We start from the raw sequence: 17,597 nt of genomic DNA, 5'->3' as shown, positions 1-17,597 counted from the left end.
GCCCCGGTTCCCCGACGCCCCCTCCGGAAGGGGCGCCGACGGCCGGGGGTTTCCGTGGCAGGGTGGTGCGGGCAAGCCACTGGGGGCAACCGAAGAGGGGGAATCGTGATCGTCTGGATCAACGGTGCGTTCGGCGCGGGAAAGAGCAGCACCGCGCGTGAGCTGGTCGATCTGATCCCGAACAGCACGCTGTACGACCCCGAGCTCACCGGTGGAGCCATGAGCCTGCTCCTTCCGCAGAAACGTCTCGCTGAGGTGACGGACTTCCAGGACCTGCCGATCTGGCGCCGGCTCGTCGTGGACACCGCCGCCGCGCTGCTCGCCGAGGTCGGCGGGGTGCTCGTGGTGCCGATGACACTGCTGCGGCAGGAGTACCGCGACGAGATCTTCGGGGGCCTCGCCGCTCGCCGGATCGACGTGCGGCATGTCCTGCTCACCCAGGACGAAACGATCCTGCGCGACCGTATCGAAAGCCGCGTCGAGCACCCCGGCGACCCGGAGGCCGAGGCCCGCGCCCGCCGCTGGTGCCTCGACCACCTCGACCCGTACCGCGCCGCCCGCGACGGCTGGCTCGCCGCCGACGCGTACACCGTCGACAACTCCGCCCTCACCGCCGCCGAGGCCGCACGCACCGTCGCCGAGGCCGTCACCGCAGGACACGCCGCACCCTGCGGCATCGTCCAGACGCCCGAACCCACCGGCGAGACGCTGGCGGCGGGCGTGCTGCTCTTCGACGAGGACGACCGCTTCCTGCTCGTCGACCCCACCTACAAGGCCGGCTGGGAGTTCCCCGGCGGCGTCGTCGAACCCGGCGAGGCACCCGCCCGGGCCGGCATCCGCGAGGTCGCCGAGGAGATCGGCCTCCGGCTGGAGACCGTGCCGCGCCTGCTCCTCGTCGACTGGGAACGGCCCCAGCCACCCGGCTACGGAGGCCTCCGCCTCCTCTTCGACGGCGGCCGCCTCCACTCCGCCGACGCCGAACGCCTCCTCCTGCCCGGCGCCGAACTGCGCGCCTGGCGCTTCGTCACCGAGGAGGAAGCCGCCGACCTCCTCCCGCCCGTCCGCTACCACCGCCTCCGCTGGGCCCTCCGCGCCCGCGAACGCGGCACGGTCCTGAACCTGGAAGCGGGCGTCCCGGTGGGCTGACCGGAGCCGACAGGCCGACCGGCTCGGCACGGGGCCGTGGATGCCTCCGGGGCCGGTCACCCCGCCTGCTCGGCCGCCTTGGTCAGGCGTTCCGCCGTGTCCGTCGTGACCGGTTCGCCGTGGCCGCAGCACAGGACCGACGGACGCAGGTCGGCCAGTCGGCGCATCGACGCCAGGGCCTGGGCGCGGTCGACGTGGAACACGCCGAACATCACGTCCGGCATCGACGCCACCGTGTCGCCCGTGAACAGGACGCCGTGGCGGGGCAGATGGAGCGCGAGCGAGCCGGGCGTGTGGCCGGGGGCGTGGAGGACCACCGCGCCGTCGCCGAAGGGCAGCTCCTCGCCGTCCGCGACCTCCCGGTCCACGCGGGTCGGCGGCGCCTCCGGCACCGTCAGGCCGTGGGCGTACAGCGGGCGCTCCCAGTCCAGCAGGTCCGGCTCCGGTACGGGCAGTTCGCCGCGGATCACCGGGGCGTCCAGGGCGTGCGCCAGGATCTCCGCACCGAAGCGGTCCGCGAGCTCCTCGGCCGCGCCCACGTGGTCGCGGTGGCAGTGGGTGAGCACGATCCGGCGCAGCCGGGACGGGTCGAGGCCCGCCCCGCGCAGCGCCGCTTCGACCGCGTCGGCCGAGCCCGCCCAGCCGGCGTCGATCAGGGTCAGCTCCGTGTCGTTCCCCGTACCGTCACGCCACAGATAGGCCTGACCGACGGAGAACCGGAGCATGTGCAGACGGGCAGTGATCTCCACGAGTTCCACGGGGTTCGCATAGTCCATGACCCGAACCTACGTGCCGCACCCCGCCCGCCCAACAGGTCTACGCTCTGGGCGAGTTCCGCCCATAGCGTGACCACGAAGGCAACCGTGGGCCGGGAACTACGCCTTCGAGCGGGCGTAGTTGAGCAGGAAGTGCGCCTCCGCCACCGACAGCCGCTCCAGCTCCTGCGGCGACACCGACTCGTTCACCGCGTGGATCTGCGCGTCCGGCTCGCTCAGGCCGATCAGCAGGATCTCCGACTCCGGGTAGAGCGTGGCCAGCGTGTTGCACAGCGGGATCGAGCCGCCCATGCCGGCCGTCTGCATCTCCTCGCCGGGGTACGCGACCTTCATCGCCTCCGCCATCGACACGTACGCCGGGCTCGACGTGTCCGCCTGGAACGCCTGGCCCTGGCCGACCTGCTCCAGGCTCACCCGCGCGTTCCACGGCGTGTGCTTCTCGATGTGCGCGAACAGCAGCTCCGTCGCCTTCGCGGCGTCCTGGCCCGGCGGCACGCGCAGGCTGAGCTGCGCGCGGGCCGTCGCCGGGATGGACGGCGTGGCGCCCGCCACCGGGTGGCAGTCGATGCCGATGACGGTCACGGCCGGCCGCGCCCAGATCCGGTCGGCGACCGTGCCGTTGCCCGGCAGGTCCACACCGTCCAGGACCTTCGCGTCCTTGCGGAAGTCGGCCTCCGGGTACTGCAGGCCCTCCCACACCGCGTCCGCCGGCAGCCCGTCGATGACCGTCGAACCGTCCTCCGCGCGCAGCGAGTCCAGGACGCGGATCATCGCCGCCAGCGCGTCCGGCGCGGCACCGCCGAACTGGCCCGAGTGCAGGTTGCCCTGCAGCGTGTCGATGGTCACCCGGATCATCGTCATGCCGCGCAGGGTCGCCGTCACGGTCGGCAGCCCGACCCGGAAGTTGCCGGCGTCGCCGATGACGATCGCGTCCGCCGTCAGCAGCTCGGGGTGCGCCTCCGCGTAACGCTCCAGACCGCCGGTGCCCTGCTCCTCCGAGCCCTCCACGATCACCTTGACCGTGACCGGCACGCCGCCGTTCGCCTTCAGGGCGCGCAGCGCGAGCAGGTGCATGATGAAGCCGCCCTTGCAGTCGGCCGCACCGCGCCCGTACCAGCGGCCGTCCTCGCGCTCGGTCAGCTGGAAGGGCGGCGTCACCCACGCCGACTCGACCAGCATCGGCTGCACGTCGTAGTGCGCGTAGAGCAGCACGGTCGGGGCGCCGGCCGGGCCCGGCAGCACGCCGTACACCGACTGCGAACCGTCCGGCGTGTCGAGCAGCGCCACGTCCTCGAAGCCCTCGGCGCGCAGCGCGTCCGCCACCCAGTTGGCGGCGGCCTCGCACTCGCTGCGCGGGGCGACGGCCTCGTCCGCTACCGACTGGAAGGCCACCAGCTCCGTGAGCTCCGCCTTGGCGCGGGGCATCAGGGATGCGACGGTCTCGGCGATCGGATTCGCGGTCATGGGCACGCTCCTGGTGGGTGCGACGTTGTGACGGTGTCGGGTCTCGGCTCGTCGCCGTGTGTCGGTGGTACGGCGAACGCATGCCCGATCCTACGGCGCGAGGCGACACGGCCGGGCCCCGCTACCGAGCCGTAGGATGCGTGAAGAGCAGCAACAACCGGTCGGATCAGGAGCAGAAGCACATCGTGAGCAGCGAGAACGCAGACGCCGGAGCGGCAGAGGCTGGAGCGGGTCCGGGGGACCCGGACGAGGAGCAGCGGGTCTGGGACGTGGTCGTCGTGGGCGCCGGTCCCGCCGGGGCCTCGGCGGCCTACGCGGCGGCCGTCGCCGGCCGTCGGGTGCTGCTCCTGGAGAAGGCCGAGCTGCCCCGCTACAAGACCTGCGGCGGCGGCATCATCGGCCCGTCGCGCGACGCGCTGCCGCCCGGCTTCGAACTGCCCCTGCAGGACCGGGTGCACGCCGTGACCTTCTCGATGGGCGGCCGCTTCGCCCGTACGCGCCGCTCCCGCCGCATGCTCTTCGGGCTCATCAACCGGCCCGAGTTCGACGCCCAGCTCGTCGAGCACGCCCAGAAGGCGGGCGCCGAGCTGCGCACCGGGGTCACCGTCAGCCGGGTCGAGCAGCACGGCCCGGCCGTGCCGGACCGCCGGACCGTGGCCGTGGTCCTGGCCGACGGCGAGACCGTCCTCGCCCGTGCCGTCGTCGGCGCCGACGGCAGTGCGAGCCGGATAGGGGCGCACGTCGGCGTCAAGCTCGGCCAGGTCGACCTCGGCCTGGAGGCCGAGATCCCGGTGCCGCCGTCCGTGGCCGAGGACTGGAAGGGCCGGGTCCTCATCGACTGGGGCCCGCTGCCCGGCAGTTACGGCTGGGTGTTCCCCAAGGGCGACACGCTGACCGTCGGCGTGATCTCGGCGCGCGGCGAGGGCGCGGCCACCAAGCGCTATCTGGAGGACTTCGTCGCCCGGCTGGGCCTCGCGGGCTTCGAGCCGGCGATCTCCTCCGGCCATCTGACCCGCTGCCGCACCGACGACTCGCCGCTCTCCCGCGGCCGGGTCCTGGTCTGCGGCGACGCGGCCGGGCTGCTCGAGCCGTGGACGCGCGAGGGCATCTCCTTCGCGCTGCGCTCGGGGCGGCTCGCCGGCGAGTGGGCGGTCCGCATCGCGGAGGCGGGCGACGCGGTGGACGCGCGCCGACAGGCGCTCAACTACGCGTTCGCCATCAAGGCGGGGCTCGGCGTCGAGATGGCCGTCGGGCGCCGGATGCTCGCGGCGTTCGAGCGCCGCCCGGGACTGCTGCACGCGGCGATCACGGGCGTGCGGCCGGCCTGGACGGCCTTCACCGACATCACGCGCGGTGCGACGACGCTGGCCGGCCTGGTCCGGGGCAACGGCCTCGCGCGCCGGGCGCTCGACCTGCTGGACCGCTCGATGGACACCTCGGTCGGCGTGGGCCCGGCGGGCCGGGGCGTCGCGCCCCAGAAGGACGGGGCCGACGGGGCCGGGGCCGGGGCCGTCGGGGCCGACGGAGGCCCGGAGGGCGGCGGCGACGCTGACGGCGGCGGAGTCGGGGGTGACGTCCGGGCCAAGGGCGGTAGCGGCAGCGACGGTCGCGGTGGCGACGGTCGCGGTGGTGACGGCAGCGGCGAGGCGCCGGAGGCGCGGGCGCCGGAGGCGCGGGCGCCGGAGGCCTGATGAGTGACGCCTCCTGAGGGAGCGTCCCTCGGGAGCCATCCCTACGAGGGCGGTGCGGACCATGGAGGTCCGCACCGCCTTCACGCGTCGGTGGCCGTGATCCGGAAGACGGGGTGCCGGGGTGCGATCGCGCGCAGCTCCTCGTCCGTGGAGTCCGGTCCGACGCCCTGGAAGAAGACGCCGACCTCGGCCTTCCAGCGCTTCAGGTAGGCGCGCAGCAGGGCGGGCTTCTCGTCGTCGGCGACCTCGACGGCCGTGAACGGCTGCACGTGCCGGCCGAGGTGCAGCTCGCCGCCGCCGGCCGCCCGCATGTTGTGGGTCCACTGGACGTGGCCACGCGGGGCCACGAGGTACTGGGACCCGTCCAGGGTCAGCAGGTTGACCGGGGTGCGGCGCCACTCGCCGCTCTTGCGGCCCCGTACGGCGAGGACGCGGGAGCCCCAGACGCTGACGCCGCGGCGGGTCAGCCAGGCGACGAAGCGGTTCATGACGTTGACCGTGAACCAGCCGGGCTTGATGACGTGTGCGGTGGGGCGCTGGGCGGACATGGGGGCCTCCGGTGAGTGTGTGAGCGCCGATCCGATCCGTGATCGTCGCTTTGAAGGGTGAGCGCCGCTCTGGAACGCGATCGGGCTCGGAAGCGGAAGCGCCGCAGGCGGTGCTCTGAAGCGTGAGCAGCGCCCTGACGCGTGGGCAACGCTCTTGAGTGCGAGCGGTGCCCATAAAGCTGAGCGATGATCCGAAGTGTGAGCATTGCTCCTAAACGCGAGCGGCGATCCGAAGCGTGAGCGCTGCTCTCGTTCTGGGACCAGTGTGCACGGATCGGTGCTCGTAAGCAAGAGCAGTGCTCTCGTTTCGGTGCAGTGCTCCGAAACGTGGCACACTGATCTCCATGACGACCGCCCAGGGAGCACGCGCCCGCGCCCGGATCGAGATCACCGCCGCCATCAAGGACGAGGCCCGCCGTCAGCTCGCCGCCGAAGGCGCCGCGAAGCTCTCGCTGCGCGCCGTCGCCCGCGAACTGGGCATGGTCTCCTCCGCGCTCTACCGCTACTTCCCCAGTCGAGACGACCTGCTGACCGCGCTGATCATCGACGCTTACGACTCCGTGGGCGCCGCCGCCGAACGCGCCCACGCCACGGCCGAGGCCGCCGCGCCCGGCGACCACCTCGCCCACTGGACCGCCGTCTGCCGCGCCGTACGGGCCTGGGCGGTCGACCATCCCCACGAGTACGCGCTCATCTACGGCTCCCCGGTGCCCGGCTACACCGCGCCGCAGGACACCGTCGCCCCCGCCTCCCGGGTCGGCCTGCTCCTCGTCTCCGTCGCCCGCGCCGCCTACCGCGGCAAGGGCATCGCCCTGCCGCCGTTGCCGGACGCGCTGCGCGCCGAGGCGGAGCGGCTCGCCGCCGACATCGCGCCGGATCTGCCGCCGCCGCTGGCCGCCGCCCTCGTGTCCGCGTGGGCCGAGCTGTTCGGGCTGATCTCCTTCGAGGTCTTCGGGCAGTTCGACAACATCGTCGGGGACCGCGACGCCTTCTTCGCGACCGCCGCCGAACGCCTCGGCCGCGAGGTCGGCCTGCTCCCGCGGCCCTGACGCACTTGCTCGCCCTGGCCGACCCGGTTGACGACACCTGCCGACGCCCGATGAACCGGCCGCTCACCGTGCAGGAATTCCGCCACCGCCCGGCCCGCGCGATCTGCCACGGCAGCCGCGGCCACCGACCGGCCCTGCCACTCGTCGCGCCCAGCGGAGCCTGGCACCCGAGGTGTTCTGACGCCTTCATGTTCTGACGCCTTCATGTTCTGACGCCTTCGCGGCAGGCGTCACAACAAGTCGGGTGCGCTCTCCTGGGCGGGATCCTTGGCTGCCGGGGCATCCGGACCGCCGGCCGGGCCGGCGGCGCGCAGCGCCGCTTCGACCCGGCGGTTGCTGGTCATGGATGCTGTGACAGCCGTCATCGCCAGGAGGAGGACGGCGGCGGCGTAGAGCGGGGTGCGGATGTCGTAGGTGGTGGCCAGCCAGCCGCCGAGGAAGGCCCCGACGGGGGCGGCGCACATGGCCAGCATGCGGGAGGTGGAGGCGACCCGGCCCATCAGGTGGGCGGGGACGACGGCCTGTCGGAGGGAGGGCGCGAGCACCATGGTGGCACCCATGCCGGCCCCGCAGACGGCGAGCGCCAGCCCGGCCACGTACGGGTTCGGGGCAGTGGCCAGGCCCAGGATGGCAAGCCCTTCGACGGCGGCTGTGCAGGTCAGTGCGGTGCCGGTGCCGAGTCGTCGGCCGAGGAAGGAGGCGATGCCCGCACCGACCAGACCGCCGGTGGCCTCGGCCGTGAGGAGCAGGCCGAAGCCGTAGGTGTCGATGCCGAGGCGGTCGTGCGCGAAGAGGGCCAGGACGGTCTCCACGGCGAGGAAGGCGACGTTCCCGACCGCCGGGCGGAGTGCGAGCCCGAGCAGCAACCGGTCCCGGAAGACGTACGAGGCCCCGTCACGCGCCTGCCGAAGCAGTCCTTCGCGGGCCTCCGGCACGGGCCGCGGCATGGCGGGCAGCGTACGTACGAGCAGCGCCGAGAGCATGAACGAGACCGCGTCGGCGAGCAGCGGAACCGCCCGCCCGAGCGCGAGCAGGGCACTTCCCGCAGGCGGCCCCGCGAAGCCGGACATGGCTGTCTGGGTGCTGCGCAGGCGGGAGTTGGCGCGCTCCAGGAGCGCGGGGTCGCGGCCGAGCAGATCCGGCAGATAGGCCGTGGCGGCCGTGTCGAAGAAGAGTCCGCCGAGGCCGAGGAGGAAGGCGACGGCCGCGAGCAGCGGAATGCTCAGTACGTCGAGCGCGGCCGCTACCGCGGGTATCGCGAGCAGCACGGCGCGCGCCGCGTCCGTGACCCACATCGTGCGCCGGCGGTCCCAGCGGTCCACCAGCGCACCGCCGAGCACACCGAAGAGCAGCCACGGCAGCGTCCCGGCGGCCGTGACGACGGCGAGCGCCATCGGATCCCGCGTCAACGTCAACGCGAGCAGCGGCAGCGCGGCATGCGACACCCCGTCACCGAGCGAGGAGATCGTCTGCGCGGTCCACAGACGTCCGAACCCCGTCGGCAGCCTCCGAAGGACTGAGGTCACCTGGCGTCCCCTTCGGCCTGCCCGCGCATGGCCGGGTGGAACAGGGCGAAGACGAGTGACGCGTCCGGCAGCGACGGATCGGACAACTCCCGGTACTCGTCCGCCAGCGCCTGCAGCCGCGCCCCCAGCTCCGCGAACTGCTCCTCCGTGAGCCGCAGATGCGCCATCCCCACATGCCGCTCGCCATCTGCCGGCGACGCCTCCAGGTCCGCCACCGCATGCCGCATCAGCACATCCGGACCTCCCTCGCCAGGATCGGGCAGCACGATCGCCCGCGCGGCCATCGCGTAGTACCGCTCGGTGACCCCCCGGACCTTCCGCGTTCGCACCACCTTCACCAGCCCGGCTCGTTCCAGCAGCCGCACGTGATAGCTGGAACTCCCCTTCGCGAGCCCCACCCGCTCGGCGATCTGCGTGATCGTCGCCGGTTCGAAGCGGAGCACGGCCATGATCCGGTGACGCGTGAGGTTGGAAACGGCGCGTAGCTGCTCGTCGGTGGTGACGTGGAACGTCTCGGGAAGATCATCGGTAGGCATGCGAGCAATGGTCAACGATTCTTGACCATTGAGCAAGGGGATTTCGCGCGGACTTCCGGCCCCTCCCGCCACCGCCCCTACTCCTCGTGGAGTACGGGTGACCACCCCGCCCGGCTGACGCACCCGTGTCCCGGCCGCGTCTAGCGTGGCCGCATGGACGAAGAGCCGACCAGCACACCGGCCCCCGGCGGCGACGGACCACCGGACCGCCGGGCCCCGCGGTCGGGCCGTCCGTGGCGAGGCGAGTCACGGTCTCGTGGTCCGTGGCGAGGCGAGTCGCGGTCCGGCGGGCCCTGGCACGGTGGTCGGCCTCGTTGGGCGAGGGGTGACTCCGGTGGCGGGCTGCCGTGGCGGTCCACCCTGCTCGTCACCGTCCTCGTGCTCGTCGGCTCCGGGTTCGCCGGCCGCGGCCAGCCCGACCGCGTCGCCCTCGACGTCCTCGGCCGCGTCCTGCTCGTGCTCGCCGCCGCGCCGCTGCTCCTGCGTCACCGCCACCCGGTGCCCGTCGTCCTCGGCGTGTCCGCGGTGACCCTGGCGTATCTGGCCGCCGGCTACCCGTACGGCCCGGTGTTCGTGCCCGTCGCCGTCGCCTGCTTCGCCGCCGTCGTGCACGGGCACCGGCGGGCCGCCTGGTGGGCCCTCGGACTGCTCTGGGCCGGACACCTGCTGCTCGCCCACTGGCTCTACCGCCATCTGCCGCCGCCCGCGGACGTCGCCGCGCCCTGGGGACAGGAACTCCCGGTCGCCGCCTTCGTCGTGGCGATCCTCGCCGCGTCCGAACTCGCCCGGGTCCGCCGCGAGCAGTGGGCCAGGGAACGCGCCGAGCGGGCCGCCGCCGAGCGGCGCAGGGCCGACGAGGAGCGGCTTCGGATCGCCCGCGAACTCCACGACGTCCTCGCCCACTCCCTCTCCGTGATCAACGTCCAGGCCGGTGTCGGCCTGGCCCTGCTCGACTCGGACCCGGACCAGGCCCGCACCGCCCTCACCACCATCAAGTCGGCCAGCAAGGAGGCCCTGGGCGAGGTGCGCCAGGTGCTCGACACGCTCCGCACGCCCGGAGACGCGCCCCGCGCGCCCGCGCCCGTTCTCGACCGGCTCCCCGAGCTCGTCGACCAGGCCGCCGCGGCCGGCCTCACCGTACGGACCGAGATCCGTGGACGGCGCAGGCGGCTGCCGCCCGGTACCGAGCTCGCCGCGTTCCGGATCGTGCAGGAGGCGCTGACCAACGTGGTGCGCCACTCGGGTTCACGGACGGCCACGGTCGTCCTCGACTACGGCTCCGACGTCCTCGACCTGCGGATCGACGACGAAGGTCCGGCCACCGGCGGCGACGCCGGAGGCAGCGGCAACGGACTCGCCGGAATGCGGGAGCGGGCCGCGGCGCTCGGTGGCACCATCGAGGCGGGCACCCGGCCGGACGGCGGTTTCCGGGTGCGCGCCCATCTCCCCGTACGTTCCGAGGAGTCACCGTGATCCGTGTCCTGCTCGCCGATGACCAGTCGCTGGTACGGGCCGGCTTCCGCGCGCTCCTGGACGCCCAGCCCGACGTCGAGGTGGCGGGCGAGGCGGCGGACGGCGCGGAGGCGGTGGCGCGGGTGCGCGAACTGCGCCCGGACGTCGTCCTGATGGACATCCGGATGCCGGTGCTCGACGGGCTCGCCGCCACCCGCGAGATCACCGGGGACCCCGAGCTCGGCGGGGTCAAGGTGGTGATGCTGACCACGTTCGAGCTCGACGAGTACGTCTTCGAGGCCATCCGCTCCGGAGCCTCCGGCTTCCTGGTGAAGGACACCGAGCCCGAGGAACTGCTGCGTGCCGTGCGCGCGGTGACGGACGGAGACGCGCTGCTCTCGCCCGGCGTGACCCGGCGGCTGATCGAGGAGTTCGCGGCCCGCTCCAAGGTGCCCGCGCGGGCCACCGGGCTCGACGAACTCACCGAGCGGGAGCGCGAGGTGATGGCGCTGGTCGGCCTCGGCCTGTCCAACGAGGAGATCGCCCGGCGTCTGGTGGTCAGCCCGCTCACCGCCAAGACCCATGTGAGCCGCACCATGGTGAAGCTCGGCGCCCGCGACCGGGCCCAACTCGTCGTGCTGGCATACGAGTCGGGCCTGGTCCGGCCGGGCTGGCTGGGCTGAGGCCGGCTGGGCTGAGGCCGGCGGCCGCGTCATGAACCCCGCGGCGTCCGCTACACGGCCGAGTTCTCCCGCCACAGCCGGGCGAGCGACGCGTCGCCCGTGACGGTCACGGACTCCTGCGGCAGCCGGTTCCACAGCGTCAGATAGAGCCGGTCGGCAGGCCCGCTCAGCTCGCAGTCGGCCGGGCCGTCAGCGTTCCGTACGGTGTGCGGCACCTCCGGGGACAGTCGTACGGTCCACACGTCACCGGTGTCGGTGGCGCGGATCCGCAGGACGCGCGGTTCCTCGGTGCGGACCCGGCTGCGGTCACGGGCGTGGAAGGAGCGCAGCAGCTCGTCCACGCCGTCGGCGGCGAGCGCCGGGTCGACGGGGCCGGGGCCGCCGGCGAGCGCCGACTCGGCGTCCGCCCGGTGCACGGTCGTCTCGTGTGCCTGGCGCCGCGCCCAGAAGGCCAGCGGCGAAGGGGCGGGCATGAAGGTCCAGCACTCCAGACCGCCGGGCGCCTCGCGGAGGGCCTCGACGAGCCGGGCGTGGTTCTCGCGGGTGTACGAGAGGAGCGCGTCGCCGTCGAGATCGGTCTCGCCGCTGATCGGGCGGGGTGCGGCGTGGCCCTCGGCGACGAACCCGGTGGCCCAGCGGTGGACCGTCGTGGTGTGCCGCAGCAGGTCGCGCACCCGCCAGCCTGGGCAGGTCGCGACCTCGGCGTCGGGCCCGGCCGCCGCCGCGGCTTCCAGAAGCGCCTTGCCCGCCGTGTCGAGCGCGTCGATGTGCGTGTCGATGCTCAGGGTGTCCATGCCGCGGATTATGTCGCCCGGGCGCGGGAACTCAGGCGGATTTTCCCCACCACACCACCCCTCCGCGTTCTCGGCGGCGTCTGCGTCCTCCGCGCCCCCTGCGCCGTTCCCGGCTGTCCCTACGTGGTCCGCGCGGGGCCGCCCGCCCTGTTGCCGCGCGTCGCGAGCCCCATCGCGGCGGCCCCGGCGGCGAGCACCGCGACCGTGGTGAGGGCGACCGGCAGCGAGAACCAGTCGGCCAGGAAACCGATGGACGGCGGCCCGAGCAGCATGCCGCCGTAGCCCAGCGTGGAGGCGGTGGCGACGCCGCTCGGCCCCGCGACGGCGCCGGCGCGCGCCACGGCGACCGGGAAGATGTTGGCGAGGCCGAGGCCGGTGACCGCGAAGCCCAGCAGGGCCGCCCAGACGGTCGGCGCGAGCGCGCCGAGCAGCATGCCCGCGGCGGCGGTGAGCCCGCCGGCGACCAGGGTGCGGGTCTGGCCGAGGCGTTCGAGCAGGGCGGTGCCGGAGAGCCGGCCGGCGGTCATCGTGAGGGCGAAGAGCGAGTAGCCGGCGGCCGCCACGCCCGGGTGCGCGTGCAGGTCCTGCGCCAGGTGCAGGGCGCCCCAGTCGGCCAGTGCGCCCTCGCCGTACGCGGTGCACAGCGCGATCACGCCGAAGACGAGGACGGTTCCACGCGCCCCCGACCGTGCCTCGCCGGATCGTGCCTGACCGGACCGCGTCTCGCCGGACCGCGCCCCGCCGGCCGACCTCGCCGGAAGAGCCTCGGGCGGTGCGGGGGAGGGGTGGCGCAGGAGTACGGGGCCGGCGACGGCCGTGAGGACGAGACCGGCGGCGGTGAGGCAGAGCAGGTGCGCGGTGGGGGAGAGCCCGGCGGCGACAAGGCCGCCGAGTCCGGCGCCCAGCATGCCGCCGAGGCTGAAGGCGGCGTGGAAGCTCGGCATCACGGGCCTGCGGAGCGCGGCCACGAGGATGACGGCCGCGCTGTTCATGGCGACGTTGATGCCGCCGTACGCCGCGCCGAAGACGAGCAGGACCAGGCCCAGGGCGAGCGGGGAGCGGGTGAGCGGCGGCAGCGCGAGCGAGAGCGAGAGCAGGACGGCGGTGGCGACGGTGACGGCGTGGCTGCCGTAACGGCGGCAGAGGCGTCCGGTGAGCGTCATGGTGACGACGGCTCCGGCGGACACGCCGAGCAGCGCGAGTCCGAGGTCACCGGCGGACGCACCGGTCTGCTGCTTGATGGCAGGGATGCGGACCACCCAGCCGGCGAAGAGGAAGCCGTCCAGGGCGAAGAAGAGGGTCAGGGCGACGCGGAGGCGGGTCAGGGAGAGGGAGGCGGTGTCTCCGCCGGGTCCCCCCGATACGGCCGTCCGTACTTTGTTTAGTAGCGGCACAAACTCAGGATAGGGGCCTCCGCCCGGCGGATTCAACCCGCCGGTCCCGCACGCCCCGGTACGGGCACGACGACGGGCCACGGAAACGGAACGGCACGACGGACGGGCCGCTTGGCAGCCGTACGGCACGACGGCGGGCCGCGGAAACGGAACGGCACGACGGGCCGGCCGCGGGAGCGGAACCGTCGGATGAGGGCGGAACCGGCCTTCAGGCCGGTCGGCGGATCGGGCCGGAAGGCCCGAAGTCGGGAGGCGGGCGCCCCGGGGCGGGCGATCATGGGAGACTCGGGCCCATGAACGGCAAGGCGACGACGACCCGGACTCGGCTGGACAGGGGGCGCAGCGCGCTCGGACCCGCGCTCGAACTCGTGCACACGGGCCGGGCCCCGACGCGCGCCGTGCTCACCGCGGAGCTCGGCGTCACCCGGGCCACCGCCGGCGCCGTCGCCGCCGAGCTAGAGGCCCTCGGCCTCATCCGCGTCGACTCCAACCCAGGAGCCGCCGCAGGCTCCCAGGGCCGCCCCTCGCACCGTCTTGCCATCGACGAGAAGGGCCCCGTCGCCCTCGCCGCCCAGGTCCACGCCGACGGCTTCCGCGCCGCCCTCGTCGGACTCGGCGGCACCATCGAGGCCACCGCCCCCGGCTGCGTCACGGTCTCCGAGGACCCGGCCCAGGTGCTCGGCGCGGTCGTCGAGGCCGGGGCCGCGCTGCTCCGCGCCAGCGGGCGCCGCTGCGTCGGCGCCGGGCTCGCCGCGCCTTCCGCCGTCGCCGAGCCCGAGGGCACCGCCCTCAACCCGCTCCACCTGGCGTGGCCGGCCGGCGCTCCGGTCCGCGAGATCTTCGCCGAGCAGGTCCGCGCCGCCGGCATCGAGGGTCCCGCCTTCACCGGCAATGACGTCAACCTGGCGGCCCTCGCCGAGCACCGCCACGGCGCGGGGCGCGGCGCCCGGGACCTGCTCTGCGTCGCCACCGGACACCGGGGCGTCGGAGGCGCGCTCGTCCTCGACGGCCGCCTGCACACCGGGAGTTCGGGACTCGCCCTGGAGGTCGGCCACCTCACCGTCAACCCCGAGGGCCGCCCCTGTCACTGCGGTTCGCGCGGCTGCCTCGACGTCGAGACCGACCCGCTCGCCTTCCTCACCGTCGCGGGCCGCGCGCCGGGACCCGAGGTCTCCCTCCTCCAGCAGGCCCGCGACCTGCTCCGCGACCACCGCGACGACCCCGGGGTCCGCGCCGCCACCGAGGAGCTGATCGACCGGCTCGGCCTGGGCCTCGCCGGACTGGTCAACATCCTCAACCCCGACCGGATCATCCTCGGCGGCCTCCACCGCGAACTCCTCGGCGCCGACCCCGTACGGCTTCGCGCCGTCGTCGCCGACCGCAGCCTGTGGGGTCGCAGCGGCGGCGTGCCGATCCTGCCGTGCACCCTCGACCACAACAGCCTGGTCGGTGCCGCCGAACTCGCCTGGCAGCCCGTCCTCGACGATCCCCTTAAAGCACTGGGCGGCACGGTCGACGCCGAGTAAGGTCGCGCTCCATGACCGAACCCAAGATCGATCCCGTGCGCACCTCGTCCCCGGCCGGCGCGGACGCCTCCGCGCCGCCGGCGCTCGGCACCGGCCTCACCTTCCACGGCCCGCTCTCCGAGGACCGCGCTGCCCGCATGATCGGCCGCCTCGCCGCCGCCTCGCCGGCCACCGTCCTCGACATCGGCTGCGGCTGGGGTGAGTTGCTGCTGCGCGTCCTCGACGCCGCCCCCGAGGCCAAGGGGCTCGGCATCGACATCAACGGCGCCGACCTCGCGCTCGGCCGCCGCCTCGCCGCCGAGCGTGGTCTCGCCGACCGCGTCGAGTACGTCGAGGAGTCCGGGTTCGGCACGACCCGCGGCCCCGCCGACGCCGTGCTCTGCCTCGGTTCCGGCCAGGCGCTGTGCGACCCCGAGGCGCCGTACGACCTGGCCGTCGTGCTGCGCGAACTGCGCCGCCTGGTACGGCCCGGAGGACGCGTCGTGCTCGGCGAGGGCTTCTGGCAGCGCGTTCCCACCGACGCCGACCTCGCCCGGATGTGGCCCGGCGCCGGTGTCGACGACCACCCCACGCTCGACGGCCTCGTCGACCTCGCGATCGAGGCGGGCTTCCGCCCGGCCTGGATCGAGACCGCGAGCCCTGAGGAGTGGGAGGAGTTCGAGTCCGGTTACCGGCACGCCACCGAGGTCTGGCTCGCCGCCCACCCGGACCACCCGCTCGCCGCGGAGACCCGCGCCCGGGTCGACCGCCAGCGCGGGCAGTGGCTCGGCTACCGCTCCGTCCTCGGCATCGCCTATCTGACGCTGGTGCCGGTCGGCTGAAATCCGCTGGGCTCCGCTCCTCGTGCGCCCTAGGGTGACGCCGTGACGACCCAGATGATCATTCTGAACGGCGGTTCCAGCTCCGGGAAGTCCCGGATGGCCCGTTGCCTCCAGGACGTACTGCCCGGCCACTGGCTGGCCTTCAGCGTCGACGACTTCGTCGACGCGCTGCCGGAGAAGCTGCAGGGCGCGGAGGGCGGGATCGAGTTCGCCGAGGACGGCGGTGTGAGCGTCGGGGCGGAGTTCCGGGTCCTGGAGAAGGCCTGGACGACGGGCGTCGTGGCGATGGTCCGGGCGGGCGCCCGGATCGTCGTCGACGACGTCTTCCTCGGCGGCGCCGCCTCCCAGGAACGCTGGCGCGAGGCCACCGCCGGCCTGGACGTGCTCTGGGTCGGCGTCCGCTGCGACGCCGAGGTCGCCGCAGCCCGCGAGGTCGCCCGTGGCGACCGCACCCCCGGCATGGCCGCCCTGCAGGCGGACCTCGTCCACGAGGGCGTGAGCTACGACCTGGAGGTTGACACCTCGCACGCCGAGTCCGTCGACTGCGCCCGGGCCGTCGCCGCGCGCGTCGGCTGACCGGCGCCCGCCGGGCGCCGCGGTCGACTGCGCGCGACCCGCCGCGCGCAGTCGACCAACCGGGAGTGGCCGACGAGTTGAGTGCGGTCGACCAGCCGGGAGTGGTCGGCCAGTTGAGCGGGGTCGACCAACGGGGAGCAGTCGACCAGCCGAGCGCGATCGACCAACCGGAGTAGTCGACCAGTCCAGCGCGGTCGACCAGCCGGGAGTAGCGGACCAGCCGAGCGCAGTCGACCAACCGGAGTAGTCGACCAGCCGGTTCAGCCGACGAGCCGGTTCACGAGACGAGCCGGTTCACGAGACGAGCCGGTTCACGAGACGAGCCGGTTCAGCCGGCCAGCCGCCTCACCACAGCCGGCCGTGCGGGAGGTCCCGCCGGCCCGGCGCCGACAGGTGCAGCACCTGGAAGCGGTCGACCGGCTCGTCCGGTGCCGCTGCCGGGGTCGCTTCGGCCCACAGCGTGAAGGTCAGCAGTTCCCAGTGGCGCGGGTCGACGGCGAGCGCCCGTGCCACCACGCCCTCGTCCGTCGACTCCCGGGCGTGGCGGTCGAGTTCGGCGGCGATCGCCTCGGCGGGCGGGACGCCGTCGGGCAGCGGACGGCGCTGCCGGGTCGCGCCGCGCGGCGATGCCGCGGCCGCCGGGCCCTCGTCGTACGCGAGCACCGTCCAGTGCTGGACCACGGGCCGGCCGAAGTCGTTCACGATGCCCTGGAAGCCGGGGCCCCACAGGAAGTCGTTCATCCCGGCAGCGCGGGCCCAGAGGTAGAACGGCGCATACTGGTTGACCGGCGAGCCGTCCTCGCGCTCGCGCATCAGGTACGCCTTGAGGCCGAGCCCGGGGAAATCGTCCAGGAGATGGCCCCGGGTCGCGACCCGCTTGCGGATGATCTCCATGTCGTAGTCGGCGGGCAGCGTGATGTCGTACTGCATGGCGTGCACGGTTCGGCTCCTCGGCTCGCTGTCGGTCAGTGACGGGTACGGGGGCTCAGCAGCGCGAGCAGTCCGCGTACGGCGGTGTCGAAGGCGGCGGCGGAGCCGGAGGCGCGGGCGAGGACGTAGCCGCCCTGGACGGTCGCGACGACCGTCGACGCGATCTCGTCGGCGCTCAGCGGACCGTCGAACTCCCCTGTGTCCAGGCCCTCCTGGACGATTCCGGCGAGCCGGCCGCGCAGCCAGTCCAGCGTCTCGTCCACCGGCGCGCGCAGCTCGTCGCTCGCGATCACGTCGGGATCCATCGTCAGCCGCCCCACAGGGCAGCCGCGCAGCACGTCGCGCTCGCGCAGCAGATACGCCTCGATCCGGGCGTACGCCGTCCCCTGCCCGCCGAGCACCCGCTCGGCGCCCGCCCGCATCTCGTCCGCGGTGCGCCGGATGGCGGCGAGGGCCAGGTCGGGCTTGCCGGCGAAGTGGTGGTACATGCTGCCCTGGCCCGCTCCGGCCGCCTGCTGGATGGCCTTGGGGCTGGTGCCGACGTAGCCGCGCTCCCACAGCAGCTCGCGAGTGGCCTCGACCAGGCGCTCGGGCGCGCTCGTGGCTGCGCCCGCGCTCGTGGCAGGACCGGTGGACGTGCTCGCGCCCGTACGCGTACTCATGCAGTCACCGTACATACCAGTAG

At 74.0% G+C, this 17,597-nt stretch carries 17 protein-coding genes; 8 read left to right on the top strand and 9 right to left on the bottom strand.

Annotated features, from left to right (window positions below; all coding sequences use genetic code 11):
* Positions 1-105: 105 nt before the first annotated feature.
* The gene (locus ACFVGS_RS02345) at positions 106-1,146 is read left to right on the top strand and encodes an NUDIX domain-containing protein (protein ID WP_384409676.1); all 1,041 of its coding nucleotides are present in this window, start codon (positions 106-108) and stop codon (positions 1,144-1,146) included.
* 56 nt (positions 1,147-1,202) lie between these two features.
* On the opposite strand, the gene ACFVGS_RS02340 is transcribed toward ACFVGS_RS02345, so the two are convergent.
* On the bottom strand, positions 1,203-1,922 hold the full coding sequence (locus ACFVGS_RS02340) for an MBL fold metallo-hydrolase (RefSeq protein WP_384409675.1): 720 nt from the start codon (positions 1,920-1,922) through the stop codon (positions 1,203-1,205).
* Positions 1,923-2,021: 99 nt separating this feature from the next.
* Positions 2,022-3,386 carry a dipeptidase gene (locus ACFVGS_RS02335; protein WP_384409673.1) on the bottom strand — a complete coding sequence of 455 codons (1,365 nt, stop codon included), beginning with the start codon at positions 3,384-3,386 and terminating at the stop codon, positions 2,022-2,024.
* 185 nt (positions 3,387-3,571) lie between these two features.
* Here ACFVGS_RS02335 and ACFVGS_RS02330 point away from each other — a divergent pair, with 185 nt between their 5' ends.
* Positions 3,572-5,077, top strand: a complete 1,506-nt coding sequence (locus tag ACFVGS_RS02330; protein ID WP_385690022.1) for a geranylgeranyl reductase family protein — start codon at positions 3,572-3,574, stop codon at positions 5,075-5,077.
* 80 nt (positions 5,078-5,157) lie between these two features.
* Here the strand turns inward: ACFVGS_RS02330 and ACFVGS_RS02325 are convergent, their stop codons facing one another.
* The gene (locus ACFVGS_RS02325) at positions 5,158-5,625 is read right to left on the bottom strand and encodes a nitroreductase family deazaflavin-dependent oxidoreductase (RefSeq protein WP_385689563.1); all 468 of its coding nucleotides are present in this window, start codon (positions 5,623-5,625) and stop codon (positions 5,158-5,160) included.
* A gap of 344 nt (positions 5,626-5,969) precedes the next feature.
* Between ACFVGS_RS02325 and ACFVGS_RS02320 the strand changes: the two genes are divergently transcribed.
* Complete coding sequence (locus ACFVGS_RS02320; RefSeq protein ID WP_385689560.1) at positions 5,970-6,674, top strand: TetR/AcrR family transcriptional regulator; 705 nt, start codon at positions 5,970-5,972, stop codon at positions 6,672-6,674.
* A 230-nt stretch (positions 6,675-6,904) separates the two neighbouring features.
* On the opposite strand, the gene ACFVGS_RS02315 is transcribed toward ACFVGS_RS02320, so the two are convergent.
* Together ACFVGS_RS02315 and ACFVGS_RS02310 are read right to left on the bottom strand one after the other, a co-directional pair.
* Positions 6,905-8,179: an MFS transporter gene (locus ACFVGS_RS02315; protein ID WP_385690019.1), complete on the bottom strand. Its 1,275-nt coding sequence runs from the start codon at positions 8,177-8,179 to the stop codon at positions 6,905-6,907.
* Positions 8,180-8,196: 17 nt separating this feature from the next.
* Positions 8,197-8,736, bottom strand: coding sequence for an ArsR/SmtB family transcription factor (locus ACFVGS_RS02310; RefSeq protein ID WP_384409665.1), 540 nt, complete (start codon positions 8,734-8,736; stop codon positions 8,197-8,199).
* 153 nt (positions 8,737-8,889) lie between these two features.
* Between ACFVGS_RS02310 and ACFVGS_RS02305 the strand changes: the two genes are divergently transcribed.
* Positions 8,890-10,209, top strand: coding sequence for a sensor histidine kinase (locus ACFVGS_RS02305; RefSeq protein ID WP_385689557.1), 1,320 nt, complete (start codon positions 8,890-8,892; stop codon positions 10,207-10,209).
* A complete protein-coding gene (locus ACFVGS_RS02300) occupies positions 10,206-10,871 on the top strand; it encodes a response regulator (RefSeq protein ID WP_384409661.1) in 666 nt (221 codons plus the stop codon). The genes ACFVGS_RS02305 and ACFVGS_RS02300 overlap by 4 nt, the downstream gene beginning before the upstream one ends.
* A 50-nt stretch (positions 10,872-10,921) precedes the next feature.
* Here ACFVGS_RS02300 and ACFVGS_RS02295 read toward each other — a convergent pair whose 3' ends face one another.
* On the bottom strand, positions 10,922-11,656 hold the full coding sequence (locus ACFVGS_RS02295) for a maleylpyruvate isomerase family mycothiol-dependent enzyme (protein ID WP_384409903.1): 735 nt from the start codon (positions 11,654-11,656) through the stop codon (positions 10,922-10,924).
* 128 nt (positions 11,657-11,784) lie between these two features.
* Positions 11,785-13,059 carry an MFS transporter gene (locus ACFVGS_RS02290; RefSeq protein WP_385689554.1) on the bottom strand — a complete coding sequence of 425 codons (1,275 nt, stop codon included), beginning with the start codon at positions 13,057-13,059 and terminating at the stop codon, positions 11,785-11,787.
* 293 nt (positions 13,060-13,352) lie between these two features.
* Here ACFVGS_RS02290 and ACFVGS_RS02285 point away from each other — a divergent pair, with 293 nt between their 5' ends.
* From ACFVGS_RS02285 to cpt, 3 genes are read left to right on the top strand one after another with little or no spacing between them, the layout of a single operon-like run.
* On the top strand, positions 13,353-14,585 hold the full coding sequence (locus ACFVGS_RS02285) for an ROK family protein (RefSeq protein ID WP_384409657.1): 1,233 nt from the start codon (positions 13,353-13,355) through the stop codon (positions 14,583-14,585).
* Between the two features lie 11 nt (positions 14,586-14,596).
* On the top strand, positions 14,597-15,406 hold the full coding sequence (locus ACFVGS_RS02280; RefSeq protein ID WP_384409655.1) for an SAM-dependent methyltransferase: 810 nt from the start codon (positions 14,597-14,599) through the stop codon (positions 15,404-15,406).
* Between the two features lie 54 nt (positions 15,407-15,460).
* Positions 15,461-15,982 carry a chloramphenicol phosphotransferase CPT gene (gene cpt / locus ACFVGS_RS02275; RefSeq protein WP_385690016.1) on the top strand — a complete coding sequence of 174 codons (522 nt, stop codon included), beginning with the start codon at positions 15,461-15,463 and terminating at the stop codon, positions 15,980-15,982.
* 345 nt (positions 15,983-16,327) lie between these two features.
* Here cpt and ACFVGS_RS02270 read toward each other — a convergent pair whose 3' ends face one another.
* The gene (locus ACFVGS_RS02270) at positions 16,328-16,921 is read right to left on the bottom strand and encodes a DUF4865 family protein (protein WP_385689551.1); all 594 of its coding nucleotides are present in this window, start codon (positions 16,919-16,921) and stop codon (positions 16,328-16,330) included.
* Between the two features lie 26 nt (positions 16,922-16,947).
* Positions 16,948-17,574, bottom strand: coding sequence for a TetR/AcrR family transcriptional regulator (locus ACFVGS_RS02265; RefSeq protein ID WP_385689548.1), 627 nt, complete (start codon positions 17,572-17,574; stop codon positions 16,948-16,950).
* Positions 17,575-17,597: the final 23 nt, after the last annotated feature.

This window comes from Streptomyces sp. NPDC127114 (assembly GCF_042677525.1).
Taxonomy (GTDB): Bacteria; Actinomycetota; Actinomycetes; order Streptomycetales; family Streptomycetaceae; genus Streptomyces.
This window is presented reverse-complemented; position numbering and strand designations above follow the sequence as displayed.

Coding starts and splice junctions, on each gene's coding strand:
- ACFVGS_RS02265 (WP_385689548.1), bottom strand. CDS start 17,574: ATGAGTACGCGTACGGGCGCGAGCACGTCCACCGGTCCTGCCACGAGC.
- ACFVGS_RS02320 (WP_385689560.1), top strand. CDS start 5,970: ATGACGACCGCCCAGGGAGCACGCGCCCGCGCCCGGATCGAGATCACC.
- ACFVGS_RS02325 (WP_385689563.1), bottom strand. CDS start 5,625: ATGTCCGCCCAGCGCCCCACCGCACACGTCATCAAGCCCGGCTGGTTC.
- ACFVGS_RS02310 (WP_384409665.1), bottom strand. CDS start 8,736: ATGCCTACCGATGATCTTCCCGAGACGTTCCACGTCACCACCGACGAG.
- ACFVGS_RS02335 (WP_384409673.1), bottom strand. CDS start 3,386: ATGACCGCGAATCCGATCGCCGAGACCGTCGCATCCCTGATGCCCCGC.
- ACFVGS_RS02305 (WP_385689557.1), top strand. CDS start 8,890: ATGGACGAAGAGCCGACCAGCACACCGGCCCCCGGCGGCGACGGACCA.
- ACFVGS_RS02285 (WP_384409657.1), top strand. CDS start 13,353: ATGAACGGCAAGGCGACGACGACCCGGACTCGGCTGGACAGGGGGCGC.
- ACFVGS_RS02340 (WP_384409675.1), bottom strand. CDS start 1,922: ATGGACTATGCGAACCCCGTGGAACTCGTGGAGATCACTGCCCGTCTG.
- ACFVGS_RS02280 (WP_384409655.1), top strand. CDS start 14,597: ATGACCGAACCCAAGATCGATCCCGTGCGCACCTCGTCCCCGGCCGGC.
- cpt (WP_385690016.1), top strand. CDS start 15,461: ATGATCATTCTGAACGGCGGTTCCAGCTCCGGGAAGTCCCGGATGGCC.